Origin of the sequence: Hymenobacter psychrotolerans DSM 18569 (assembly GCF_900142395.1) — a bacterium.
Lineage (GTDB): Bacteria > Bacteroidota > Bacteroidia > Cytophagales > Hymenobacteraceae > Hymenobacter > Hymenobacter psychrotolerans.
In genome coordinates this window covers 507,883-532,277 of record NZ_FRAS01000001.1, presented here as the reverse complement: position 1 = coordinate 532,277, position 24,395 = coordinate 507,883, and the positions used below count along the sequence as shown (strand labels likewise).

Below are 24,395 nucleotides of genomic sequence, written 5' to 3'. Positions count from 1 at the left end.
GTTCCGCTCTGTGACTTTCGTTTCTTCCGCCCAGTCTGCCCTTCTCACTTGGACCGCGCAGCGGCGCCTGCCGGCCATCCGTCACTTCCGCGACCATCCGCACGAAGTGCAGCAGCAGGTGCTGCGGGAGCTGCTGCACACAGCGCGCGCCACGGAATGGGGCCGCCGCTACGGCTTTGCCGACGGGATGAGCAGTGCGGAATTTGCGGCGCGCGTGCCCATCAGTGCCTACGAAGAGCTGGTGCCGGATCTGGAGCGGGTGATGCGCGGCGAGGCCGATGTGCTGTGGCCCGGCCGGGTGCAGTGGTTTGCCAAGAGCAGCGGCACTACCAACGCCCGCAGCAAGTACATTCCCGTCACGCGCGAGGCGCTGCACGAGTGCCACTACCGGGCTGGCCGCGACATGGTGGCGTTGTCTACGCTCCACTATCCTGAGGCCCAGCTGCCGGGCGGCAAAACTCTCTCACTTGGCGGCACGCACACGCCCAATCCGCTCCGCCCCACCGATGCGGCCTCCCGCGCCGGCGACATATCGGCGGTGATAATGCAGAACCTGCCCGCCTGGGCCGAGCATATCCGGACGCCGCCTTTGGAGCTGGCGCTGCTGGATGAGTGGGAACAGAAAATCGAGCGGATTGCGCGCTACGTACTAACCCAGGATGTGCGGGCGCTGGCCGGCGTGCCCACCTGGATGATTGTGCTGCTGCGCCGCGTCACGGAGCTGGCCGGCGCTGGTAGCATCACGGAAGTATGGCCCAATCTGCGGCTGTTTCTGCACGGCGCGGTGGCGTTCGGGCCCTACCGGGAGTTGTTCCGGCAGCTTATTCCGGGCCCGCAAATGCACTATCTGGAGGTCTACAACGCTTCGGAAGGCTACCTGGCCCTGCAGGACGAGCCCGATTCGGAGGACCTGCTGCTGCTGCTTAATCACGGCATCTACTACGAGTTTCTGCCCGCCGACCAGTGGGAGGCTCCCGAGCCCCGGGCTCTGCCGCTGGAAGCCGTGGAGCTGGGCAAAAACTACGCCCTCATCATCAGTACCAATGCCGGCCTGTGGCGCTATAAAATCGGGGATACGGTGCGCTTCACCAGCCTGCAGCCCTACCGTATCCGCATTTCGGGCCGCACCAAGCACTTCCTGAATGCCTTCGGGGAAGAAGTGGTGGTGGAAAATGCCGAAGCCGCCGTGGCCGCCGCCTGCCGCGCTACCGCTACCACCGTGCGCGACTTCACAGCTGCTCCCATCTACTTCGCCGGAGCGGCCGATGGCTCCCGTGGCGGCCATCAGTGGCTTATCGAATTCACGCAGCCTCCCCACGACCCCGCTCACTTCACTGCCATCCTCGACCAGACCCTGCGCCAGCTCAACTCCGACTATGACGCCAAGCGCCACCGCGACCTGGCGCTGGCTCCCCCGATGGTAACGGTAGCTACATCGGGCCAGTTTGAGCGGTGGCTGGCCAGCCGTGGGAAGCTGGGTGGGCAGCACAAGGTGCCGCGTCTCAGCAATTCCCGGGAACTGCTGGAGGAAATCCTCAATACAGCCTGAGCCAGCCACAAAAAATCATCAAAATGAGGATTTAGCCAAGCAATGGAAGGGTAGGCTGCTACGTATGTCTTGCTTAGATGTTGTTGGACAATTCAATAAATTTAAGGGAGAATTTTACGTTGTTCTCAAACAACTATATATTAGAGGATTCGATACCGCTCAACCGCCCCCTCTGTGTCCGCCGTTGCCTCCTCATCCCACCGTCCTTACGTTTCCCGCCGGAAACGCCGCCGTTTTTCCGAAGAAGCTCCGCTCCTGAGCAACCGTTCCATGCTCGGCTTTCTGGGCCTGCTGATCCTGGGCCTGCTGGTCAGTCTGGGCATTATCGTGGCGCAGCTAGGCGACTCTGACACCATCTCCTCGCAGAGCAGCCCCAGCCAGCAGGCCCCGACCAGCTTTTTTGTGAGCCAGTAGCCGGCTGGCCGGGGCCGTACTGCTTATTGGTCCAGAATACCGCCTACCATCTTGCCCAGTACCCCGCCGCTTTCCTTCTGCGCATTGCCGCCGTTGGGAGCCAGCGCCTGAATCAGCTTCTTGATGGGCATCGACTGCAGCCATACGCGGCCGGTGCCGCGCAACGTGGCTAGGAGCAGGCCTTCGCCCCCAAAAATCATGGATTTCAGGCCACCAGCCCGCGCTACGCTAAAGTCGATGCCGGGCTCGAAGGCAACCACGCAGCCCGTATCCACGCGCAATAGCTCGTTGTTGAGGCGCTTCTCAATGATGGTGCCGCCAGCATGAATGAAGGCTTTGCCGTCGCCGGTCAGCTTCTGCAGGATAAAGCCTTCTCCCCCGAAAAAGCCGGCGCCCAGCTTCTGGTTGAAGTGAATGCTCATCTTGGTACCTCGTGCCGCCGCCAGAAAGCCGTCTTTCTGCACAATCAGCCCCTGTGGCATCGTGCCCAGATCTATGGGAATGATGGTGCCAGGGTAGGGCGCGGAAAAGGCTACCCGACTCTTGCCGTAGCCGCCCCGGTGCGTGAAGTGCGTCATAAACAGCGACTCGCCCGTGAGCAGGCGCGTACCCGCCGAAAACAGCTTGCCCATAAAGCCCTGGTCCGGCTCCGAGCCGTCGCCCATCTTGGTTTCGAAGGCAATGGCTTCGTCCATGTACACCATGGCGCCGGCCTCCGCAATTACCGTCTCGTTGGGGTCCAGCTCTACTTCCAGCACCTGAATATCGGTGCCGAGAATCTTGTAATCTACGTCGTGCGAGTTCATAGCCATGGAGAGAGGCGTGTGGTGAAAAGGTGCCTCAAGTATAGTGAAACCGCAGGTATTGTGGCCTGCCGCACGCTTGCCTTTCGGGCTCTGGGACTGGCCCGGCAGCGTAGGCGGTCCGCAAAAAGCAACGCCCCACTACCGGCAGGCATTGGGGCGTTGAGTAAGTGTGTGGCCTGCTGAGAAGCCAGGCATTGCGGGGGCTTATTCTTCCGGCAGCTCGGCGCGGGTATCTTCGGCTTCGGCGGCGGCGTCGGGCTCGGTCTTGGTGCCTTTGCGGCTGGTTTCCCGGCTGGTGCGGCGCATAAACTCGTCGTCCGATTCTTCCGGCTCGGCGGCGCCATCTTCCAGCGGGAAATCCTCCTCATCTTCGGGCTTCTCCCCAAACTGCCCGTCGCGGTTCACCAGCTTCTTGTCGCGCACGTGGCGGTTGAGAAACGTGTTGATGTCCTCTATGGAGTAGTTGGAGGTGATTTCGCCCAGCGGGTTCACTTTAATCTCGAACCCCTCCAGCTCCTTGTGTACGCGGGCTTTTTTCTCGGGGTCGTTCTTTTTCTTTTTCGGGCTGACGGGTTTCTTGGCCATAGCGGGGGCAGTAAAGCGTAGAGTAACGGCAAGGCCCTACGCAAAGCGGGGCCGCTCCTAGCATCACACTACGAAGCGGCCCCGCGTACGGATAACCGGATACCCTAATTTTTTAGCTGACTCCCTGCCTATGCGGCGGGCTGAGCCAAGGCTGCTACCGCCAGCTCAATGCGCTGCGCGGTTTCCTGGGCGCCCAGAATGCTCATAATGGCCATCAGGTCGGGGCCAGCGGCGGCACCGGTTACGGCTACGCGCAGCGCCTGCAGCACCTGGCCCAGCTTCAGGCCCTGGCCTTCCACTACCTGCGTGAGCAGCGTTTTGATGGCATCGGGCGTGGTATCGGCGGCAGCGGGAAGCTGACGGGCAAACTCAGCCAGCGCGCCGGACACCTGCGCATTCCACTTCTTGCTGATGACCTGCTCGTCGTAGCTGGCGGGGCGCGTGAAGAAGATCTGGGCTTCTTTGGCTAAGTCGGCGGGGAAAGTGGCGCGCTCCTTCACGAGGGCCGCAATCTGCTCGGCTTTGTCGGCCGGCACTTCCAGACCCTGCCCTTTGAGAGCTTCCTGCAGGTACTGCGCCAGCTCGGCGTCGGGCTTGGCCCGTAGGTACTGCTCATTGTACCAGCGCACCTTGTTCTGGTCGAAGCGGGCCGGCGACTTGCTTACCCGCTCAATGGAGAAGGCCTCGATAAGCTCCTGCATGGAGAAAAGCTCCTGCGTAGTGCCGGGGTTCCAGCCCAGGAAGGCCAGAAAGTTGATGAATGCTTCGGGCAGGTAGCCGCTTTCGCGGTAGCCGCTGCTCACGGTCGGTTCGCCGGTTTCAGCGTCTTTACCGTGCCATTCCAGCGGAAATACCGGGAAGCCCAGCCGGTCGCCGTCGCGCTTGCTGAGTTTGCCGGTGCCGTCGGGCTTGAGCAGCAGGGGCAGGTGAGCAAACTGCGGCATGGTAGCTTCCCAGCCGAAATAGCGGTAGAGCAGCACGTGCAGCGGGGCTGAGGGCAGCCACTCTTCCCCCCGGATTACGTGCGTGATTTCCATCAGGTGGTCGTCCACGATGTTGGCCAGATGGTAGGTCGGCATGCCGTCCGATTTCATCAGCACCTTGTCATCTACGGCCGAAGAATGCACCACTACCCAACCCCGAATCAGGTCGTTGAAGCGGATTTCTTCCTTGCGCGGCACTTTCAGGCGAATCACGTATTGCGCCCCGGTTTCCAGCAGCTGCTTTACTTCCTCGGCGGGCAGCGTGAGAGAGTTGCGCATCTGAGCGCGCGTGATGCTATTGTACTGCGGGTTAGGCACCTTGGCGGCGGTCAGGCGGGCGCGCATGGCGTCCAGCTCCTCGGCCGTATCGAAGGCGTAGTAGGCGTGGCCGCTGTCGATGAGCTGCTGCGCATACTGCATGTACATCGGTTTCCGCTCGCTCTGGCGGTAGGGCGCGTGGGGGCCGGGCGTGGCCGTCCAGGGGCTTTCGTCCAGCTTAATGCCAGCCCACTCCAGGCTCTGGCGGATGTAGTCTTCGGCGCCGGGCACGAAACGGTTCTGGTCAGTATCCTCGATGCGGAGCAGCATCTTGCCGCCCAGCTTGCGGGCCAGCAGGTAGTTATACAGCGCCGTGCGCACGCCGCCAATATGCAGCGGCCCCGTGGGGCTGGGCGCAAAGCGCACCCGTACTTCTCTTTCCATAATACAGTCGGTTCGCAGCGTCTTCGGGATAGAAAAACGCGCTGCAAAGGTACAAAAGGTGCGGCGGCGAAACAGGGAAATGGTGAGTTTGACGTTCGGGCTGCTGAAACAGGCCCGCCGTGCGCTCAGCGCATTTCTTATGCTACCACCAGCCCATACTTGGTAAGCAGGCCCGGCAGGCTCTGCAGCGCAAAACGGGCGTTTTTTAGTTCGTTCTGTTCGGGGTCCAGTAGCACTTCCTGCGCGGTAGCAAGGTCGGCACCGGTCAGGTTGGTCTGGCTGAAAACAGCTTCAGCCAACCGGCATTCCTGAAACAGGGCGCCGGTCAGGTTGGTGCGGGTGAAGTCAGCTCCGCGCAGTGAGCAGTCCACGAAGCGGGTGTTAGGCATATTCTTGCCCGAGAACAAGGCATAATCGAGCTGACACCGGTCGAAATGCACGTCGAACAGCATGTCGCGGCAGGCATGGAAAGCCAGCCCCAGCAGCTTGCAGCCCTCGAATGCCACGTTCTGCAGTGCGGTATCCGCTAGGCTGGTGCCGGCGAGGTTGCAGTTTTCGAACAGACACTCACTGAACCGGCGCCCGGCCAGACTGGCCTGCGTCAGGTCGAAATTGCGGAAGTGGTACTGCTCGAACTCCTGCTGCCCCACCAGCGCCGGCGGCATAGCGCGGTCCAGCACGTTTTCGGGCGGGAAATAGGAAGGCTTAGCCAGTGCTTTGGCAGGCTTCCGGGAAACAGGACGGCGCATGGCAGGAGCGGGGGCTTACCCTTTTACCGCCACGCAGGAAATTTCTACCTGCACGTCTTTAGGCAGGCGGCTTACTTCCACCGTTTCGCGGGCCGGGGCATAATCGGCTTCGAAGTAGCTGCCGTAGATGTCGTTGATGGTGCCGAAGTTGCCAAGATCCTTCACGAAGATGCTGCACTTCACCACGTCGCGCAGCGTGAGGCCGGCGGCCTGCAGCACGGCCTGCATGTTGCGCATTACCTGGTGGGTTTCCTGGGCTACGTCGCCGTCGCCGACGAGCTGACCGGTGGTGGCATCAAGAGCAATCTGGCCGGACACGTACACGGTGTTGCCGGCCTGCACGGCCTGGCTATAGGGGCCGATGGGCGCGGGGGCCTGAGCGGAGTAAACGACGGAATGGGGCATAGAAGAGAAGAAAATAGGCGGCAACGTCAGCCGCAGGACCTAAGCAAAAGTAAGCGGAAAAATGCCAGCCGCTGGAAGGGCTATGGAGATGCCCGCAGCCGGAAGCTGCTGCTGCCGGAGAGTCAGGCAATAAAAAATCCGTCTGCCGGAGCAGACGGATTTTTCTACAAGCGTATCTGAATCTGACGGAGGCTATTCCACCGTTACCGATTTCGCCAGGTTACGGGGCTGATCGACGTTGCAACCGCGCAGAACGGCAATGTGGTAGGAGAGTAGCTGCAGCGGCACCACCGAAACCAGCGGCACCAGCACTTCCGACGTCAGCGGTACTTCAATCACAAATTCCGCCATAGCCGGAATTACCGTGTCGCCTTCCGTCACGACGGCAATGATGCGGCCTTTGCGGGCCTTTACCTCCTGAATGTTGCTGACCACCTTCTCATACGAGCTGTCCTTGGTAGCAATAACTACCACAGGCATATTCTCGTCGATGAGTGCAATCGGGCCGTGCTTCATTTCGGCAGCCGGGTAGCCTTCGGCGTGGATATAGCTGATTTCCTTGAGCTTGAGTGCGCCTTCTAGTGCTACCGGGAAGTTGTAGCCGCGGCCCAGATACAGGAAGTTAGGCACATCCTTGAACGTCTCGGCAATCAACTCAATTTCGTCGTTCAGCAGCAGCGCCTTCTCTACTTTGGCCGGAATGCTGCTCAGCTCCACCATCAGCTCGCGCAGGCGGGTATCGGAAAGCGAGCCGCGCTTATGGCCTACAATCATGGCCAGCAGCGTGAGCACCGTTACCTGAGCCGTGAAAGCCTTGGTAGAAGCCACCCCGATTTCGGGGCCAGCGTGGGTATAGGCACCGGCATCCGTAGCGCGGGCAATGCTGCTGCCCACCACATTGCAGATACCGAAGATGGTAGCGCCTTTGCTTTTGGCCAGCTCAATGGCGGCCAGCGTATCGGCGGTTTCACCGCTTTGCGAAATAGCAATTACAATGTCGCGCTCCGTAATAACAGGGTTGCGGTAGCGGAATTCCGACGCATACTCCACTTCTACCGGAATGCGGGCCAGATCTTCCAGCAGGTATTCCGCTACCAAGCCAGCATGCCAGGAGGTGCCACAAGCCACAATGATGATCCGGTCGGCATTCACAAACTTGCGCTCGTAGGCCCGGATGCCGCCCATGTTCAGGTGGCCGGCTTCCAGCTCCAGACGGCCGCGCATCGAGTCGAGGATGGAGCGCGGCTGCTCGAAGATTTCCTTCAGCATGAAGTGCTCGTAGCCACCCTTCTCGATGCTGTCGAGCTCCATTTCCAGCTTCTGGATATAGGGCGTCTGCTGCACATCTTCCTTGGTGCGGATTTCGAGCTGGCCATTGCGGATAACCACGATTTCGTAGTCATTCACATACACCACTTCATTCGTGTACTCGATGATAGGCGTAGCGTCCGAGGCCAGGAAAAACTCGTCCTTGCCAACCCCGATTACCAGCGGCGAGCCTTTGCGGGCTGCAATCAACTGGTTGGGCTCGTCGCGGCTCAGCACCACAATGGCGTAGGCGCCAACCACTTCGTGCAGGGCCAGGCGCACAGCCTCTTCCAACGAGCAGTTGTTTTGCTTCTGAACTTCCTCAATCAGGTTCACGAATACTTCCGTGTCCGTGTCGGAATGGAAAACGTGGCCCTGCTGCTGCAGGTGCTGCTTCAGGGCAGCGTAGTTTTCGATAATGCCATTGTGGATGATGGCAATACGCTCCGAAGTAGAGTAGTGCGGGTGGGCGTTGGAGTCGTTGGGCTCACCGTGCGTGGCCCAGCGGGTGTGGCCCATGCCAACGTGGGCACGCGTGTCTTTTTCCGCAATGAAAGCCTCCAGCTCGGCTACTTTGCCTTTCTTTTTGTAAACATTCAGGTCTCCGTTGAGCAGCGCAACACCAGCGGAGTCGTAACCGCGGTACTCCAGGCGGTGAAGTCCCTTAAGAATGATGGGACAAGCTTCCTGGTGGCCGATATAAGCAACAATTCCGCACATAAGTGGAAGAGTGAAAAGGGGGTTGGTTCGTGAAAAAGTCAGAAAGCTGCGGCGTGGCAAATGCCATGCCGCAGCTTCACTCGCAAAAATAAAGGTCGAAAGTTAGCGCAACTTCGAGTAGTATACCCGCAGCTTGATATTGGTGCCGTCCAATACAGCCCGGTTCAGATCCAGCGTGAACGAGTTGCGCAGGAACGGAGAAAATACGAATGCTGCCGGAGAAGGGCCATTCAGTCTGTCATAGACATACGCCTGCACATAAGACGTAATGCTGGTGCTGTAGAATGTGTTGAGCGGGTTATTCAGAGTAGCCTTAGCTGTGTTCTGATAGTAGCCACCAGAATATTGGTCATCTCCGATAGAAGTCAAGCCAGCGCCGGTTGGGTTTACCCCATCACGCAATACCATGCGCTCAATTCGGGTGTTAAGCACGGTGCGCTGCAGTGCTTGGTTGCTGGCGTTAACTTCGTAGAGGTAGGCGCTGGTAGCCTGCGGGAACAGCAGGTTGGCGAAAGGGCTTACCGGTATCAGCAACTCGGCCCGGTTGATGGCAATGGCGGGGCTGCCACCATCCGTAGTTGGCTGGGCCAGAGTCCGCAGCTCGTTCAGGCCCGGTATTTCCAGCTTGGCTCCAAAACCGTTGCCGCCCTGCATATACACTTTGCCATCGGTTTCCGCTGCTGGTACCGACTGCGCAGCACCGGCAGTGCCAGCTAGGCGGCTAAGCGGTGAGCCGGTAGGCAGCTCGTTAGTAATCTGGGTGAAGAAGCGCGGGGCGTTGCCAAAACTTTGGAAGCCGGTCAGGCCCAGCGCAAGGCTGTATCGTCCCTTCAGTGTGCCAGTGTTCTTCTTGTTGGTGTAGTGGTAATGAAAAACCACCCGCGTACCGCCGCCTGGAAGGATGCTCGCTACCGCCGTATTAAAATCAGAAGTAGGCTGAATGGCAATACCTTTCCAAAGGGCATTCAGGGACGCTTGCGTGAAGTTGGTACCCTTGAGCAGCGCGAATACGTCGTTTGCCAAAGGCAGAGTCCGGCCGCCGCCGTGCAGCTTGAGGCGCACCACTTTATCCGGAGTCGTTACCAGCACCGAGTCTTTGTCGGTGGCGCTGGTCGGGTTGGTGCGCTGCCACTCCTTTTTCACGCCATTAAGCCGGGCACTCACATTGAGCCCCAACTCGGCGCCTGTTACCACCGAAGAAGAAGAATTATAGACCTGCCGCTCGTCCAGGGGTTGAGCCAGCTGGTAGATGTTTACGCGAAGCGGAGCGGTAGCCGAGCCATAAACCGTTTCGAAGGGCGCTTCTATCACCAGCGAATCGAGCTGCGGATTAGCGTCTACACCGGTTACCTGCCTCACACCCGACGGAACTGTGTCGCGTGCGGGCAGGGCCTGCGCAATCTTCAGATTCAGGTAAGCACTAGCGGTAGTCGTGCCCAACACATTGTCGCGCACCCGGCCTAACAGAATCTGCGACGACTTCTGGGTATCCAGCGAGTCGCGCAATACGGTAGAGGCCGTCACGTCGAAGTCGCGGTAGTCGGTATTAGCAGCAGTGGTACCAGGCAGTTCTACGCCAAGGTTGCTGGCGTCTTCGCAACCGGCCGCCGTGAAAAGCAGCGTGGCGGAAACTAGGGAAACCGACGCGAGCCGGTAGGCGCTAATTGGCCAGTTCATTATACAGTGCGTAGTAAGAAGTCAGTAGGTTTTCGTCGGCTCCTACCTGCCCGATCTGCTTGTTTTTCGAGTATTCCGAGAACAGAGCATTCAGGTTGTCGCTGAAATCCTCGTCTGATTTCACCACCGAGTCGGCGTATTCCATGCCTACTTTGATGAAGCCACCGAAGTCAGCAGTCTTCAAACCGGCCAGCATTTCGTCATCGATATCCAGCATTTTGGCTTTTTCGATGATGTCGCCGCCGAATTTGTAGTCAAACTCGTTGTTGTAGATCGTGAAAACCGACTTGGCGTCCTTGAAAATCGGGTCCTTCTTGTAGGTCGTTTTCAGGTACATCGGAATCAGGCCGGTCATCCAGTCGTTGCAGTGCACGATGTCGGGCGCCCAGCCTAGTTTTTTCACCGTTTCGAGCACACCTTTGCAGAAGAAGATGGCCCGCTCATCGTTGTCGGCGTGGAACTTGTCGTTCTTGTCTACCAACACCGATTTGCGGTGGAAATAGTCTTCATTGTCAATGAAGTACACTTGTAGCTTGGCATTCGGGATGGATGCCACCTTGATGATCAATGGCTTCTCATCCTCGCCTACGGCGATGTTGATGCCGGAAAGGCGCACAACTTCGTGGAGCCGGTTTTTCCGCTCATTGATGATGCCGAAGCGTGGAACGAAAATGCGAATCTCCATTCCCATTTCCTGCATCCCCTGGGGCAGGCGCCGTAAAAATTCCGCTACTTTGGTGGTCTGCAAAAACGGATCAATCTCCGTAGCCGCGTAGAGGATTCTCAACTTGGACATATCAGTTAGAAAAGGGTAGTTGGGGGAAGGCAACACGTTGGGGAGCACAAAATTAAACAAATTTGGGCGAAAATTCAACTAAACCCATCCGGGGCCTGTCGAAACAGGCTACTACATCTATGGAGATACTGCACACGGCCGCCGCGTTGCAAGCCTACACCGAAAACTGTCGTCGCGCGGGATTGCGCCTGGGGCTGGTGCCCACTATGGGTGCTCTACACGAAGGCCATCTGCAACTGGTACGGGCCGCCGCGCAAGCCTGCGACGTGGTGATTGTCAGTATTTTTGTCAATCCGACCCAGTTCAACAACGCTGATGATTTCCGGCTGTACCCCCGCCTGCCCCAGGCCGATGCCGACCTACTGGCGCCGGCGGGCTGCACCGTGCTCTTTCTGCCTTCGGTAGAGGAAATGTATCCGCACGCCGCAGTACTACGGTTCGATTTCGGGGCGCTGGAGCGCGTGATGGAAGGGGCCCACCGGCCCGGCCACTTCAACGGGGTGGCTACGGTGGTCAGCAAATTATTTCACCTGAGTCGGCCGCATCAGGCCTACTTCGGCCAGAAAGATTGGCAGCAGGTGGCCATTGTTCGCCAGATGGTGATGGACCTTGGTTTTGACCTGGAGCTTGTGTCTTTTCCAACCGTTCGTGAGGCGGATGGGCTGGCTATGTCCTCGCGCAACCGCCGGCTGCCGGCCGAGGCCCGTGCAGCGGCTCCGCGCCTGTATGCTGCCCTGCAGCTTGCCGCCGAGCAACTCACGCGCGGGGCTTCTGCTGCGGCTGCGCAGGCGGCGGCGGCCGCTTACATCGGGCAGGAGCCAGCCTTCTCGCTTGAATACTTGGAAATAGCCGATGCGCATACGCTGCAGCCCATTCATGTGTGGGTGCCCGGGCAGGCGGTGGTTGTGTGCCTGGCTGCGCAGGTGGGCGGCGTCCGCCTCATCGACAACATTGTGCTGCTGCCGGAGCAGCAGGCGGTAGGAGCAGCCTAGCTGCCGGGCTGGTAAGCCGCTTTCTGCGAGGCAGCCTACCAACTCTGGCTTCCGTATCTTTGCGGCCTTTGTTTTTATCTGCTTTTTCTCATGCACATCGAGGTCCTCAAATCAAAGATTCACCGCGTTAAGGTCACGCAGGCCGAGCTGCACTATGTAGGCAGCATCACCATTGATGAGGACCTGCTCGACGCGGCCAACATGGTGGAAAATGAGAAAGTGACCATTGTGAATATTAACAATGGGGAGCGGTTTGAAACCTACACCATCCGGGGAGAGCGGGGCTCGGGCATGATTTGCCTGAATGGGCCGGCGGCCCGCCGTGTGGCCGTTGGCGACATCGTCATCATCATTTCCTATGGTCTGATTGACTTTGCCGAAGCCCGCGCGCACAAGCCCACCGTTATATTTCCCGACCAGCACAACCGCCTGGGCTAGCCCTTGTGCGTACTGCTGAATCCTGAAGAGCCGTTAGCTGATTCTAGTAAATCATCTTGTGAAGCAACTCCTTACTGTTCTTAAATATACCCTGCTGCTGTCGGTGTCCGGGCTGCTGATGTGGTATGCGCTGCGTGGGCAAGACCTAAGCCGGATTGTGCAAACCGTGCGGGAGGCGAATTACATGTGGCTGCTGCTGACAATGGTGTTTTCGGTGCTGGGATATTTCAGCCGGGCCCACCGCTGGAAAATGCAGCTCGACCCTACCGTGAGCGGGCCCAAACCGTCTTTCTGGGATGTGTACCACGCCATGATGGCCGGCAACCTGGCTAATATGGTGCTTCCGGGCCGGGTGGGAGAGGTTGTGCGCTGCTCATTGCTGCAGCGCACCAGCCAAGTGCCGCTGCAGGTGTCGCTGGGCACGGTTATCACCGAGCGGATAATTGACGTATTGGTTCTGCTGGCGCTGCTGGGCACCGTGCTGCTTCTTGATTTTAAGACCTTCTGGGGCTTTGCCGATAAGTACCTGCTGCAGGGCAAGGCCGATGCGCTGGCCCGCAACAGCAATGCGCTGGTGGCCGCGGCAATTGTAGCTGTGCTCCTGGTGTTGCTGTTCGGCTATATCCTGTGGCGCAACCTAGAGCGACTGCGGCAGGTGGCCGTTTTCAATAAGATGCTGGGCTTTGTGAAAGGGCTGCTGGCCGGCGTGTTCAGCATCGTGAAGCTGGAAAACAAAGGCGCATTTCTGTTCCACACCTTCTTTACGTGGCTGGTTTACTTCCTGATGGATTACCTGGCCTTCTTTGCCTTCCCGGAAACCTACAACCTGGGCGTACGGGCAGCGCTGGCCATTCTCACGTTTGGCGCGTTTGGCATGGCGGCACCGGTGCAGGGCGGTATTGGTGTGTTTCACCTGCTGGTGCAAAGCACGCTGCTGGTATACGGCATCAGCAAGGAGGGGGGCATTGCCTATGCGCTGGTAGTGCACGGCGCTCAGACCCTGCTCATTGTGATAATGGGCGGAATCAGCTTTATTGTCAGTATGGGAAAATCGGGGCGGCTGGGGCGCAAGGGTTCCTTGCTCACTACCGTGCCTCTTGAAAACACCGCCGATGTGGAGCAAAGATAAAATCCTGAGCCGGGCCGACCTGCTGCCGCTGGTGGCATCCTGGAAGGCCGAGGGCCAGCAAATCGTGTTTACCAACGGCTGCTTCGATCTGCTGCACCTTGGCCACGTCGACTACCTGGAAAAGGCCCGCCACCTCGGCGACAAGCTGGTGCTCGGCCTCAATACCGACGCTTCTGTCAGCCGGCTCAAGCCGGGGCGGCCGTTGCAGGACGAAGTGTCACGTGCCCGCATTTTGGCCTCCCTTTTGTTTGTAGACGCAGTAGTGCTCTTCGATGAGCAAACCCCGCTGGCCCTGATTGAGGCCATTGTGCCCGATATTCTGGTGAAAGGCGACGACTACGCCATCGACGGAATTGTGGGCCACGAGGTGGTGTTACAGAACGGCGGGCAGGTACTCACCGTACCACTGGTAGCCGGCTACAGCACCACGCGCATCGTCGAGCGAGTATTGCGGAGTTCCTAGGAGGGTGGTTTCTGGTTGCGTTCGGCAACGGCCAGGGCCGCTGCCGGGGCTCAGAAACCATAAACGAACCTCTCCATGTACAACTCAAGCGGAATTTATTTCATCGTCATCCTGGCGATGGGCGTCAGCTGGATCATTCAGTGGCGCCTGCGCAGCAAGTTCAGCCAATATGCCCAGGTCGGGCTGCAATCCAACCTTTCCGGTAAGCAGATAGCCGAGCTGATGCTCGCCGACCACGGCATCACCGACGTGCGCGTCATCAGCACCGAAGGCCAGCTGACGGACCACTACAACCCCACCGACAAAACGGTGAACTTAAGCGAAGCCGTGTACGCGGAGCGGAGTGCCGCCGCCGCCGCCGTAGCCGCCCACGAGTGTGGCCACGCCGTGCAGCACGCCACGGCCTACAGCGCCCTGCAGTTCCGCTCGGCTATGGTGCCGGCCCTGAGCGCCGTGTCGAAGTTTATGCCGTTCGTTCTGCTGGCCGGCGTCCTCATGATTCGCTCCACGGTTATTCCGCTGGGCGTCGGTATCGTGTTGTTTTCGCTCACCACGCTGTTCTCTTTCGTGACTCTGCCCGTCGAGTTTGACGCTTCCAAGCGTGCTTTGGCCTGGATTGACCGGCGCGGCATTGTAACGCCACAGGAGCACACCATGGCCAAGGATGCCCTGTGGTGGGCCGCCATGACCTACGTGGTAGCTGCTCTCAGCTCACTGGCTACGCTGCTGTATTACGTAAGCATTTTCATGGGTAGCCGCGACCGGCGCTAAGCAAAAAAGCATGGTGCATCAAGTCGTCGTTCCGAAATCCGGGGCGGCGGCTTAGCGCTTACTCAATCCTGTCAGGATAGGAAACGCGCCGCTGTAAACCCGCTTTTTGGCCTGCTGTGGGCTTGCGAAGTATAAAAATCCGGGCTTTCTGCGCCAGCTCGCTAATTGTGATTTAATTTTGAAGGGCCGGACCAGCGTTGCTGCAACGCTTCCGCCCCTTGGCCCGACCTTTTCCCCATTCCCATCCCAAGTACTATCCGCATGGATTTCCAGCTTACCGAAGAACAACTTGCCGTACAGGCAGCCGCCCGCGAATTTGCTCAGAACGAACTCTGGGCTGGTGTAATTGAGCGCGACGAACATCAGAAATTCCCGGCTGAGCAAATCAAAAAGATGGGCGAGCTGGGCTTCATGGGCATGATGGTGAGCCCCGAGTACGGTGGTGGCGGTATGGATACCGTGAGCTACGTGCTGGCCATGGAAGAAATCAGCAAAGTGGATGCCTCGTGCTCCGTTATCATGTCGGTGAATAACTCGCTGGTATGCTGGGGCCTGGAGAAATACGGCACCGAAGAGCAGAAGCGCAAGTACCTGCCCGGCCTGACGTCCGGCCAGATCATCGGCGCCTTCGCTTTATCGGAGCCCGAAGCCGGCTCTGATGCTACCAGCCAGCGCACCACCGCCGAAGACAAAGGCGACTATTACCTGCTGAACGGCACCAAAAACTGGATTACCAACGGCACCACGGCCTCTGTGTACCTCGTAGTAGCCCAGACCAACCCCGAACTGAAGCACCGCGGCATCAACGTGCTGATTGTGGAGAAAGGTATGGAGGGCTTCCAGACCGGCCCGAAGGAAAACAAGCTCGGTATCCGTGGATCTGACACTTGCTCGCTGATGTTCACGGACGTGAAAGTGCCCAAGGAAAACCGCATCGGCGAAGACGGCTTCGGCTTCAAATTCGCCATGCAGGTGTTGGCCGGCGGCCGTATTGGCATTGCGGCGCAGGCACTGGGCATTGCCTCGGGCGCTTACGAACTGTCGCTGAAATACTCGAAGGAGCGCAAAGCTTTCGGGGTTCCGATTTCGCAGCACCAGGCCATTCAGTTCAAGCTGGCCGACATGGCGACCAACATTGATGCAGCCCGCCTGCTCTGCCTGCAGTCAGCCCACGACAAGGACGCCCACCAGGACTACGCCAAGTCGGGCGCTATGGCCAAGCTGTTTGCCTCTAAAACGGCAATGGACACGGCTGTAGAAGCCGTGCAGATCCATGGCGGCTATGGTTTTGTGAAGGAATACCACGTGGAGCGTATGATGCGCGACGCCAAAATCACGCAGATCTATGAGGGAACCTCGGAGATTCAGAAAATTGTAATCTCGCGGGAAATCCTGAAATAGAGAAGGAATAGCCTAAAAGTCAGAACTATTGCACAAAACCCAGCCGAATTTCGGCTGGGTTTTTCGTTTTTGTGAATTTTTATATCTTAATTTGCATTACATAAGTCCGGCCGCCCTGTTTACCGGACTTACCAAAGGACGCAAACCACCCCTGGAAGATGGAAGATTACAATAAAGTGATAGAGTCGCTGGGTGTACGATACATCAAAGCGAAAAACCTGGTACTGCAGCAGCCTTTTACGGTGCGCAATTCCTATGACGTAGGCAACAACCTGATTCTGCTGCACAAGGGCCGGATTACCTTTGGTGAGGAGGAGCAGGTGGTGGAAGAAGGCGAAATGCTGTTCATTCCGGGTGGCCGCGCCACCAAGGTGAACTACGGCGATTCGGCGGGTAAAATCATTACCAACGATGACCTGATCAGCAACAAGGACAAGTTCTTCCATTCCAACTCGGACCTCGACCTGATTGGCGACGCCGAGGAAAGCCACTCGTTTGTGAGCTTTGAGGCCAAGGTGTTCGACTCCGTGAACTTCTTTGCTTCGCTGGATGTGCCGGCCTTCCTGATTTCGAACAACTCGAAACTGGCCAACCTCGTCATTAAAGTAGTAGAGGAAAGCCTGCAGGAACTGCCCGGCCGGGAGCGGCTGATTACGATTTACACCGAGAATCTGGTGGTGGAAATTGTGCGCTACATCCTGAAAAACAAGATGTTTGTGGAGCAGCTGGCTACCAACAGCACGTACTTCAAGGATCCGCGCCTCATCGACCTGTTCAACTACATCAAGGAGAACATTGGCGGCGACCTGTCGAACAAAGTGCTCAGCAACGTGGCCAACGTGAGCGAGGACTATGTGGGCCAGTATTTCAAGATGCTGACCGGTATCAACCCGCAGGACTACATCGAGTACCAGCGCATGGAGCGCGCCGTGTTCCTGCTGCGCACCACCAAAAAGAGCATCCGCGACATCGGCAAGGAAGTGGGCTACAAAGACACTGCCTATTTCTGCCGCCGCTTCAAGATGATGTTCGGTATCCCGGCCGGCAAGATGCGTCGCCGCGAATCGGCCATGAACATCTAGGGCCTCATTCCCTGGATTCCAACGAAAAGCCCCGCCTTGTATATCAGGGCGGGGCTTTTCGTTGAGTCGGATACTGCTTCAACAACTCTCTATACCACGTCAGGCACCGTGTTGAACGACTGCACCACACGGGAAACCTCACCCAGAAATTCGGGCGCTTTTTCAATCTGGTTGCCCACTACAATGACATCGGCGCCGGCGGCGAGGGCCGCGTGTGCCTTCTCGGCTGTATTGATGCCCCCGCCCACAACCAACGGAATGTCTACGGCCTGGCGCACAGCCCGAATCATGGCGGTAGACACCGGATACAGGGCGCCACTACCACCATCTAGGTAAATCAGGCCCAGACCTAGCTGCTCGCCAGCCATGGCTGTGCAGGCCGCAATAGTTGGCTTGTCGTGAGGTAGGGGAGTGGTGCCGCTCACGTAGCTCGCCGTAGTCTGGCGGCCGGTGTCCACGAGCATGTAGCCGGTAGGCAGAATCTGCAGATTGCTCTGGCGCAGCAAGGGCGCCGCAATGACGTGCTGCCCAATCAGGAATTCCGGGTTGCGGCCTGAAATCAAGGACAGCAGCAGAATGCCGTCGGCCTGCGGATCGAGGTGCAGGCTGTGGCTGGGGAAAAGCAGCACCGGCACAGCTGAATGCTGCTTCAGCAAACGCAGAAGGGCAGCCTGATGAGAGGTCATCACCAGGCTGCCACCTACAAAAAAGTAATCTATCGGGTGCTGTTGCGCGAGCTCCAGCAACTGCCGGCAGCCTGCTTCGTCGAGGTTGTCGGGGTCAAGCAGGACCGCTAACGATTTGCGGCCGTCCGCGTGGCGTTTGCTGAGGCCATCATAGAGGCTGGTGAGGCGCATTCGCGTCGTCGTGGTGATAAGTAAAGTCGATGTCCCGGGTCTCCGGCTCGGCCGGAGAAGATGCAAGGTCGGGATTTTTGATCACCGGCAAATACTCACTCAGTTTTTTGGCTACTACCGCCATCAGCACAGCTGTAGCCTGCGCTACCAGCATCTTGCCTGTATCGGACTGCAAAAATGCCCGAAAGGTAGAAGCCAGAATAGACGAAGCCTCATCGGAATGGGTGGCATACGGTCCGGCAGCGGTCAGGCTGGCTTCGGGGCCGACAGGCTGAAATGGGTCATCGGCACCGGAGGCACTGGCGTGATACACATCGGGCGCAATATCGGCGCGCTCATGGATGGGCTGCTGGCCACGGTCGGCATGGTGCTGGAAGCTGCCAAATCCCAGGTCGTCGCCGGTGGGCAGGCTGGCTTCGGGGCGAAGCGGCTTGCGCAACGCCCGGCGGCCCCGGCGAGGCTCAGCCAACTCGTGCTTGGGCTTCTTAGAGCCGAAGGCTTTGGAAAGCAGCCAGACGCCGCCCAGTACGCTGGCCCCAATGGCTACGTACTTGCCGACCTGCTGCGTTTTTTCCTTGATTTCCTCTACGTCGCCTAGCAAGGCACGCTCGTATTCAAGCTTTTGGCGCTCCAAAAACTCCTTTTCATCTTCAAACAGTGGGTTAGTCAGTTCGGCCATGTCAGATTAGGCTTGACGTTTGTCGGATTTATAAATGGTATTGTCCAGCATCTTATCGGCCATACCTTGAAATGCTTTCTTATCGACGCCGACCAGAAAAATAATCAGGAGCACCAAGTAGAAGCCTGCCAAAATACCGAAGCCCCAGTAAGAGCTGTCGAGCAGCTCGTTGAGCAAGAGGCCCAGGAAGATATTCAGGAAGAGAAAAAAGAACAGCCCGATGGTGGCCATTGCCACGCCGTGCATGGTGCCAACTACGGCGCCCTTCACTTTTTCCTGCACTTCCAGCCGTACCAGATCAAGGCGGGTATCGAGGTAGCCTTTGAGGTTGCCAATCAGGTTATCAGTGCGGGGTGTCTTGTTGGCGTCGTCTTCGTCGTTGAAAATGCCCATATGCGGGAGAGGATTTATAGAAAACCATGTTAAGAGAGCAGCATCTGAAATGCCGGTGCGAAACCAACTTTTCGGATAGCCAGTTCATACGGAAATTGCGGAACCGTGTCTGAAATCTGCTATAATTTTACCCGCAACTTTTTCTGTCTTGAGTCAGAATCACTACCAGACATTAGGAATACCGGCAACGGCCTCTGCGCAGGACGTGAAGCAAGCCTACAAGCGGCTGGCAGTGGCGCTGCACCCTGATAAGCACGGTGGGAGCACCTTATACGAAGAGCGGTTCAAGGCTGTAGCTATTGCCTACGGGGTGCTGGGCGACCCGAACCGCCGCGCCGCCTACGACCACCAGCTGCGGGTGGCAGCCCAGCGCGCTGCGGAGGCACTGCGCCAGCAGCAGTATCAGAGCTCTACCCAGCACCTGTACGGCGTGCCGATGCCTCCGCCGGCACCGCTGCGTACCCGGCGGCCGGCCGGAGCTTCGGAGCGCCATTACCGGCCTATTGTGAGGCAGCGGCGGTTCACGCGCCGCGACTATCTGCTGGCTTTTGGGCTGCTGGCCGGGTTGCTGGTGTTTTTCCTGACCGTGAAGCTGACCATGGACCACGTCACGGCAGTAAGCAACTACGAAGATGGAATGCAGGCGTATGGGCAGCAGAAATGGGAAACTGCGCATGCCTACTTCTCGCAGGCGCTGCACTTCAAGCCCACGTACAGAGAGGCCTTGCGCCGCCGGGCCGAAATAGACCAGCTGATAAACCACAACTACAAAGCGGCGCAGGAAGACTATATGGCCGCGCTGGCTGGCACCGAGCAGGCGGCCGACCGCGCCCGGCTGCTGTACCGCCTGGGGCAGTGCCAGATCAGTCTGGGGGAGGCTGATGCGGCCGAGCAAAGCCTCACGGTGGCGCTGGCCCTCGACTCTACCCAAAGTGGCGCGTGGCTGGCCAGAGGCGAAGTGCGTTTGTTCGAGCAGCAGAGCTTCGCCCGAGCCATCGAAGATCTGTCAGTGGGCCTGCGGCAGCGTATGGCGCAGGGCAAGCCGCTGTCGGTGAAATACATAACCTATCGGGGGCTGGCCTATTATAAGCTGCAGGATCTGCAGCAGGCCCGGCTAGACTACCGGCAGGTTCTGGAGGCAAATCCGCGCAATGGGCAGGTTCATTTTCTGCTGGGCCGTGTGGCGCAGCAGGAGGGCAACGCGCTGGCTGCGTGTGAGTTCTTCACGCGGGCCGTGCGGCTGGGCTACGTTTACGCCGACGAGGCCCGCCGGCAAAACTGCCCGTAAAGTAGTGGATTGCCACTCAACCTAAAAAGGCGCTTTCCCGGTCAGGAAAGCGCCTTTTTGGTGTGTATCTGGCAGTGCCGACTAGGGCATCAGCACTTTGTCGATGACGTGAATGACGCCGTTGCTCTGCACTACATCGTAGGTGGAAATAGTGGAAACACCACCTTTCTCGTCTACGAGCACCACGTTTTTCGGGCCGTTCATCATTGCCTTCAGGGTACCGCCGCTTACGGTTTTCAGCGTTGCCGTGCCTTTGCCGGCTTTGATAGCCGCCATGATTTTGTCGGCCGTCATGTTGCCGGCTACCACATGGTAAGTCAGAATTTTGGTGAGTGTTGCCTTACTCTCGGGTTTCACCAGCGTTTCTACTGTCCCGGCGGACAGTGCGCTGAAGGCGGCATTGGTAGGGGCAAATACTGTGAAGGGGCCCTTGCCTTGCAGCGTTTCCTCCAGACCGGCTGCCTTCACGGCGGCTACCAGCGTAGTGTGGTCGGCCGAGTTGACGGCATTCTGCACAATATTCTTATTCGGGTACATCGCCTGGCCACCTACCGACACGGTGCCGGGCGTCATCGCCGGCCTTCATTTCCGTCGCTAGCTCCACCGTTAAGCGGTAAAGCTTTGCAAGCAAGCAGGAAGGCAAAGACTGACACGCTCCAACATAGTCCCGGGAAATGGGGTGGGCCAAACGCAGACCGGCCGAACCAGTTTACCTGGTTCGGCCGGTGTGGGATTTCGAAACCGTAGGGTATTCGAAGAGCGGGGGCCAGATGGGGTGGGAGTTCATCTGGTAAGCGGGATGTGGGAATTGGCCATCCAATAGCTGGGGGGATTAGCTGCTGGATGACGGGACAATATTAGACAATCTTTGGTAGATGCTAATGAGTGTTTGCTTTTTTTGGGTTAGTGAACACTCATTAGCCTGATTTTCATGGCTAATATTATTTTGTGCATGCCCTGGTTGCCACAAAAATGATTGATGTCAGCGCTACATTTTCCGATAAACTAACAAACGTTTGTTTACTAAATAGTGGTTACTTACCTTTATTGTAGCGCTTTGTTGCCTAGACTCTAACCCCATTCCCATGCTGTTCAATCCTGATGTTGAACGCCTGCCGCTGCCTCAGCTCCGGACTTTGCAAAACAGCCGCCTGAAAGAACAGGTAGCGTATGTATACCAGCGGGTGCCTTTCTATCAGAGAAAGTTTGACGAGTTGGGCATCAACCCGGCTACGTTTAAGGGGCTGGAGGAACTGCCGAAGCTGGGCTTTACCAAGAAGGCCGACTTCCGCGAAAATTACCCGTTTGGGCTGTTTGCGGTGCCGCAGAACGAGGTAGCTCGTCTGCACTGCTCCAGCGGAACTACCGGTAAAGCCACAGTGGTAGGCTACACGGCCGACGACCTGGAAATCTTCTCGGAGGTGGTGGCCCGCTCGCTGGCCGCCGCCGGCTGCCGGCCCGGTATGAAAATGCACAACTCCTACGGCTACGGCCTGTTTACGGGCGGCATCGGGATTCACTATGGTGCCGAGAAGCTGGGTATGACGGTGATTCCCGTTTCGGGGGGCGGCACCGACCGGCAGCTGCAGCTGCTGCAGGATTTCCAGTCGGAGGTTATCTGCGCCACGCCTTCCTATGCGCAGGTGCTGGCCGAAGAGCTGAAACGGCGCGGCCTCTCGCCCAATACGCTCAGCCTACGCTTTGCCGTGCTGGGCGCCGAGCCGTGGAGCGAAGCCATTCGGGGGCAGGTGCAGCAGGGCCTGGGCGTGGAAGCCACCAACATCTACGGCCTGAGCGAAATCATCGGGCCGGGCGTGTCGCAGGAAGACGTGGACGAGCGGGGCACGGGCAGCTACATCTGGGAAGACCACTTCTACCCCGAGATAGTAAGCCAGGAAACCGGCGAGCCGGTAGCCGAGGGCGAGATGGGCGTGTTGGTGCTCACCACTCTCACCAAAAAGGCCATGCCCATTCTGCGCTACTGGACCGGCGACATCACCAACATCTACTACGAGCACTCCCACAAGCGCACCCACGTCAAGATGGGCCCCATCCGCGGCCGCGCCGACGATATGCTCATCATTCGGGGCGTAAACTTCTTCCACACGCAGGTGGAGGATATCATCAGTGGCCTCGAAAACGTGAGCCCCTACTACCAGGTGGTAGCTTCGCGCCGCGGCAGCATGGATGAGGTAGAAGTGACCGTGGAAATCGAGGAAGTGCTGATGCGGGAGCTGGGCCTGGAAAGCCTCTCCGATGACGTGGTGCAGCAGCACGAGTGCCTGAAAACGCTGAAGGGCACGTTTGCCAAGAAAATCAAGGACAACATCGGGCTCAGCATGAAAGTAACCCTGCTGGGTTGCGGGCAGTTGCCGCGCAGCGAAGGGGGCAAATTGAGCCGGGTCAAAGATTTGCGCAATCTTTAGAAGGCCATTGGCAACCTGCTCCTGACCTTCTGATTTCCCACCTATGATTCCGACCCGCAAAGCCAACAAACGCCAGCTTATTCTCGATGAAGCCGCTAAACTCTTCAAACAAAAGGGTTTCGGCGGAGCATCCATGCGTGATTTGGCCAGCGAAGTAGGCATTGAAGCGGCCAGCATGTACAACCACATCAAGTCCAAGGACGAGATTCTGGAGCTGATCTGCTTCCGCGTGTCGGGTATGTATATCTCTCAGCTTGCCGAAATTGAGGCCACGGCTGCGTCGTACGTCGAAAAAATCAAGGCCCTGATCAGCCTGCACATCCGCCTCATGATTGAGGACGGTGCGGCCGTATCAGTAGCCAACCACGACTGGAAATATCTGCGCGAGCCGGCTCTGACCGAGTTCAAAAACGCCCGCAAACAGTACGAGAAAGGCTTTGCTGCGCTGATTGAGCAGGGTATTGCTGCCGGCGAGTTTCAGCCCGTGAATGTGTCGGTGGCCTTGTTCACGATTCTGTCGGCGGTGCGCTGGGTGGAGCTGTGGTACCGTCCTGGCCGCGAGCTTTCCGCCGAAGAGCTGGAAGCCAATATTATCACCATGCTCCTCACCGGGCTGGAAAAGAAGTAACCGATGAGCCGTTTTCATAAAGTCAAAATCAAGAGCATTGTGCGCGAAACGCCGGATTGCGTGAGCGTATCCCTGGATGTGCCCGCCGACCTGCGCGAAACGTTCAAATTCACGCAGGGCCAGTACCTCACGTTCCGCCGCGACCATGACGGGGAAGAGCTGCGCCGCTCGTACTCCATCTGCAGCAGCCCGCTCGATAATGAGTGGCGCGTGGCCATCAAGAAGGTGCCGGAAGGCCGGTTTTCCTCGCTGGCAGTGGAAACGCTGCGGGTAGGGGAGGAGCTGGAAGTCATGCCGCCGATGGGCCATTTCTACACCGACCTGCACCCCGAGCACCAGAAGCTCTACGTACTGTTCGCGGCCGGCTCCGGCATTACGCCGGTCATGTCCATCATCAAAACGGTGCTCCTGACCGAGCCCAACAGCCAGGTATACCTCATCTACGGCAACCGGGGCCGCAACTCCATCATCTTCAAGGAGGAAATCGAGGCCCTGAAAAACAAGTTCGTAGACCGCCTGAGCGTCTACCACATTCTCAGCCGCGAGCAGGGCGACACCGACCTGCTGTTTGGGCGCATCAACGCCGAAAAAGCCCGCCTGTTTCTGCAGAAGATTGTGCCCGCCCGCGAGATAGACGAGGCATTTATCTGCGGCCCGGAGGAAATGATCAACGATGTGAAGGACGTGCTGGCGGAAGCCGGCGTAGCGCCCGAAAAGATTCACTTCGAGATGTTTGCCTCCGCTGGTAGCGCCCAGCGCGCCGCCGCCCGCCAGGCCCAGCGCCCCGCCGGCGAAGACGACAAGCACAGCCAGGTAACCGTGCAGCTGGAAGGCACCAAGCGCGTGCTGGAAATGTCGTACTACGGCGACACAATTCTGGATGCCCTGCTCGAAACCGGCGCTGATGCGCCTTACTCCTGCAAAAACGGCATGTGCAGCACCTGCCGCTGCCGCGTGACGGAAGGCACTGTGGAAATGGACGTAAACTACTCCCTCTCCGACACCGAAGTGGCCAAAGGCTACGTTCTAAGCTGCCAGGCCCGCCCCACTTCTGAGAAAGTGGTTGTGGATTTCGACCAGTAGAAGGGGCTGCTCGGCAGGGCAGAATAATTTTCCTTACATTTAACTAACGATTGTTAGTTAATCTTTGTTGA

The 24,395-nt window shown here is 58.2% G+C and carries 25 protein-coding genes; 13 read left to right on the top strand and 12 right to left on the bottom strand.

From position 1 onward, the window contains the following. The first annotated feature begins 10 nt into the window (after positions 1-10). Both BUE15_RS02235 and BUE15_RS21425 read left to right on the top strand, forming a co-directional pair. Positions 11-1,549 carry a GH3 auxin-responsive promoter family protein gene (locus BUE15_RS02235; RefSeq protein WP_073281043.1) on the top strand — a complete coding sequence of 513 codons (1,539 nt, stop codon included), beginning with the start codon at positions 11-13 and terminating at the stop codon, positions 1,547-1,549. A gap of 174 nt (positions 1,550-1,723) precedes the next feature. After that, positions 1,724-1,963 carry a hypothetical protein gene (locus tag BUE15_RS21425; protein ID WP_139252084.1) on the top strand — a complete coding sequence of 80 codons (240 nt, stop codon included), beginning with the start codon at positions 1,724-1,726 and terminating at the stop codon, positions 1,961-1,963. Between the two features lie 23 nt (positions 1,964-1,986). On the opposite strand, the gene BUE15_RS02230 is transcribed toward BUE15_RS21425, so the two are convergent. From BUE15_RS02230 to BUE15_RS02195, 8 genes are all read right to left on the bottom strand, one after another. Then, a complete protein-coding gene (locus tag BUE15_RS02230) occupies positions 1,987-2,769 on the bottom strand; it encodes a TIGR00266 family protein (RefSeq protein WP_073281042.1) in 783 nt (260 codons plus the stop codon). A gap of 204 nt (positions 2,770-2,973) precedes the next feature. Continuing rightward, on the bottom strand, positions 2,974-3,354 hold the full coding sequence (locus tag BUE15_RS22155; RefSeq protein WP_073281041.1) for a hypothetical protein: 381 nt from the start codon (positions 3,352-3,354) through the stop codon (positions 2,974-2,976). Positions 3,355-3,482: 128 nt separating this feature from the next. After that, entirely contained in the window at positions 3,483-5,039 is a 1,557-nt protein-coding gene (gene gltX, locus BUE15_RS02220) for a glutamate--tRNA ligase (RefSeq protein WP_073281040.1), read from the bottom strand. Positions 5,040-5,176: 137 nt separating this feature from the next. Beyond that, a complete protein-coding gene (locus tag BUE15_RS02215) occupies positions 5,177-5,788 on the bottom strand; it encodes a pentapeptide repeat-containing protein (protein WP_084548757.1) in 612 nt (203 codons plus the stop codon). A gap of 15 nt (positions 5,789-5,803) precedes the next feature. Beyond that, entirely contained in the window at positions 5,804-6,193 is a 390-nt protein-coding gene (locus BUE15_RS02210; RefSeq protein ID WP_073281039.1) for a RidA family protein, read from the bottom strand. 192 nt (positions 6,194-6,385) lie between these two features. Next, positions 6,386-8,221 carry a glutamine--fructose-6-phosphate transaminase (isomerizing) gene (glmS, locus tag BUE15_RS02205; RefSeq protein WP_073281038.1) on the bottom strand — a complete coding sequence of 612 codons (1,836 nt, stop codon included), beginning with the start codon at positions 8,219-8,221 and terminating at the stop codon, positions 6,386-6,388. A gap of 102 nt (positions 8,222-8,323) precedes the next feature. Next, positions 8,324-9,898 (bottom strand): DUF4270 family protein, encoded by a 1,575-nt coding sequence (locus BUE15_RS02200; RefSeq protein ID WP_073281037.1) that lies wholly within the window; start codon positions 9,896-9,898, stop codon positions 8,324-8,326. Next, the gene (locus BUE15_RS02195; RefSeq protein ID WP_073281036.1) at positions 9,882-10,694 is read right to left on the bottom strand and encodes a glycogen/starch synthase; all 813 of its coding nucleotides are present in this window, start codon (positions 10,692-10,694) and stop codon (positions 9,882-9,884) included. Before BUE15_RS02195 ends, BUE15_RS02200 begins: the two co-directional genes overlap by 17 nt. A gap of 119 nt (positions 10,695-10,813) precedes the next feature. Here BUE15_RS02195 and panC point away from each other — a divergent pair, with 119 nt between their 5' ends. The 7 genes from panC (at position 10,814) to BUE15_RS02160 (ending at position 16,970) form a co-directional block, all read left to right on the top strand. Next, the gene (gene panC / locus BUE15_RS02190; protein ID WP_073281035.1) at positions 10,814-11,686 is read left to right on the top strand and encodes a pantoate--beta-alanine ligase; all 873 of its coding nucleotides are present in this window, start codon (positions 10,814-10,816) and stop codon (positions 11,684-11,686) included. Positions 11,687-11,776: 90 nt separating this feature from the next. Beyond that, a complete protein-coding gene (gene panD, locus BUE15_RS02185; protein ID WP_073281034.1) occupies positions 11,777-12,124 on the top strand; it encodes an aspartate 1-decarboxylase in 348 nt (115 codons plus the stop codon). 58 nt (positions 12,125-12,182) lie between these two features. Further along, positions 12,183-13,253, top strand: a complete 1,071-nt coding sequence (locus BUE15_RS02180) for a lysylphosphatidylglycerol synthase transmembrane domain-containing protein (protein ID WP_084548756.1) — start codon at positions 12,183-12,185, stop codon at positions 13,251-13,253. After that, positions 13,237-13,716: a D-glycero-beta-D-manno-heptose 1-phosphate adenylyltransferase gene (gene rfaE2 / locus BUE15_RS02175; RefSeq protein ID WP_073281033.1), complete on the top strand. Its 480-nt coding sequence runs from the start codon at positions 13,237-13,239 to the stop codon at positions 13,714-13,716. The genes BUE15_RS02180 and rfaE2 overlap by 17 nt, the downstream gene beginning before the upstream one ends. A gap of 75 nt (positions 13,717-13,791) precedes the next feature. Continuing rightward, entirely contained in the window at positions 13,792-14,487 is a 696-nt protein-coding gene (locus tag BUE15_RS02170; protein WP_073281032.1) for a zinc metallopeptidase, read from the top strand. A 261-nt stretch (positions 14,488-14,748) separates the two neighbouring features. Beyond that, the gene (locus tag BUE15_RS02165) at positions 14,749-15,888 is read left to right on the top strand and encodes an acyl-CoA dehydrogenase (protein ID WP_073281031.1); all 1,140 of its coding nucleotides are present in this window, start codon (positions 14,749-14,751) and stop codon (positions 15,886-15,888) included. Positions 15,889-16,046: 158 nt separating this feature from the next. Continuing rightward, the gene (locus BUE15_RS02160) at positions 16,047-16,970 is read left to right on the top strand and encodes a helix-turn-helix domain-containing protein (RefSeq protein ID WP_073281030.1); all 924 of its coding nucleotides are present in this window, start codon (positions 16,047-16,049) and stop codon (positions 16,968-16,970) included. A gap of 89 nt (positions 16,971-17,059) precedes the next feature. Here the strand turns inward: BUE15_RS02160 and BUE15_RS02155 are convergent, their stop codons facing one another. The 3 genes from BUE15_RS02155 to BUE15_RS02145 are packed head-to-tail and all read right to left on the bottom strand — an operon-like array spanning position 17,060 to position 18,899. Beyond that, positions 17,060-17,827, bottom strand: coding sequence for a geranylgeranylglyceryl/heptaprenylglyceryl phosphate synthase (locus BUE15_RS02155; RefSeq protein ID WP_073281029.1), 768 nt, complete (start codon positions 17,825-17,827; stop codon positions 17,060-17,062). Next, on the bottom strand, positions 17,805-18,506 hold the full coding sequence (locus BUE15_RS02150; protein WP_073281028.1) for a hypothetical protein: 702 nt from the start codon (positions 18,504-18,506) through the stop codon (positions 17,805-17,807). Before BUE15_RS02150 ends, BUE15_RS02155 begins: the two co-directional genes overlap by 23 nt. A 6-nt stretch (positions 18,507-18,512) precedes the next feature. Beyond that, positions 18,513-18,899 (bottom strand): phage holin family protein, encoded by a 387-nt coding sequence (locus tag BUE15_RS02145; RefSeq protein WP_073281027.1) that lies wholly within the window; start codon positions 18,897-18,899, stop codon positions 18,513-18,515. Between the two features lie 148 nt (positions 18,900-19,047). Here BUE15_RS02145 and BUE15_RS02140 point away from each other — a divergent pair, with 148 nt between their 5' ends. Continuing rightward, positions 19,048-20,187 (top strand): J domain-containing protein, encoded by a 1,140-nt coding sequence (locus BUE15_RS02140; RefSeq protein ID WP_073281026.1) that lies wholly within the window; start codon positions 19,048-19,050, stop codon positions 20,185-20,187. 81 nt (positions 20,188-20,268) lie between these two features. Here BUE15_RS02140 and BUE15_RS02135 read toward each other — a convergent pair whose 3' ends face one another. Continuing rightward, positions 20,269-20,760, bottom strand: a complete 492-nt coding sequence (locus BUE15_RS02135; protein ID WP_073281025.1) for a fasciclin domain-containing protein — start codon at positions 20,758-20,760, stop codon at positions 20,269-20,271. 512 nt (positions 20,761-21,272) lie between these two features. On the opposite strand from BUE15_RS02135, the gene BUE15_RS02130 reads away from it, so the two are divergent. From BUE15_RS02130 to paaE, 3 genes are read left to right on the top strand one after another with little or no spacing between them, the layout of a single operon-like run. Further along, a complete protein-coding gene (locus BUE15_RS02130; RefSeq protein WP_139252083.1) occupies positions 21,273-22,613 on the top strand; it encodes an AMP-binding protein in 1,341 nt (446 codons plus the stop codon). 43 nt (positions 22,614-22,656) lie between these two features. Beyond that, complete coding sequence (locus tag BUE15_RS02125) at positions 22,657-23,241, top strand: TetR/AcrR family transcriptional regulator (RefSeq protein WP_073281024.1); 585 nt, start codon at positions 22,657-22,659, stop codon at positions 23,239-23,241. Between the two features lie 3 nt (positions 23,242-23,244). Continuing rightward, positions 23,245-24,324: a 1,2-phenylacetyl-CoA epoxidase subunit PaaE gene (gene paaE / locus BUE15_RS02120; protein WP_073281023.1), complete on the top strand. Its 1,080-nt coding sequence runs from the start codon at positions 23,245-23,247 to the stop codon at positions 24,322-24,324. The last annotated feature ends 71 nt before the right edge of the window (positions 24,325-24,395 follow it).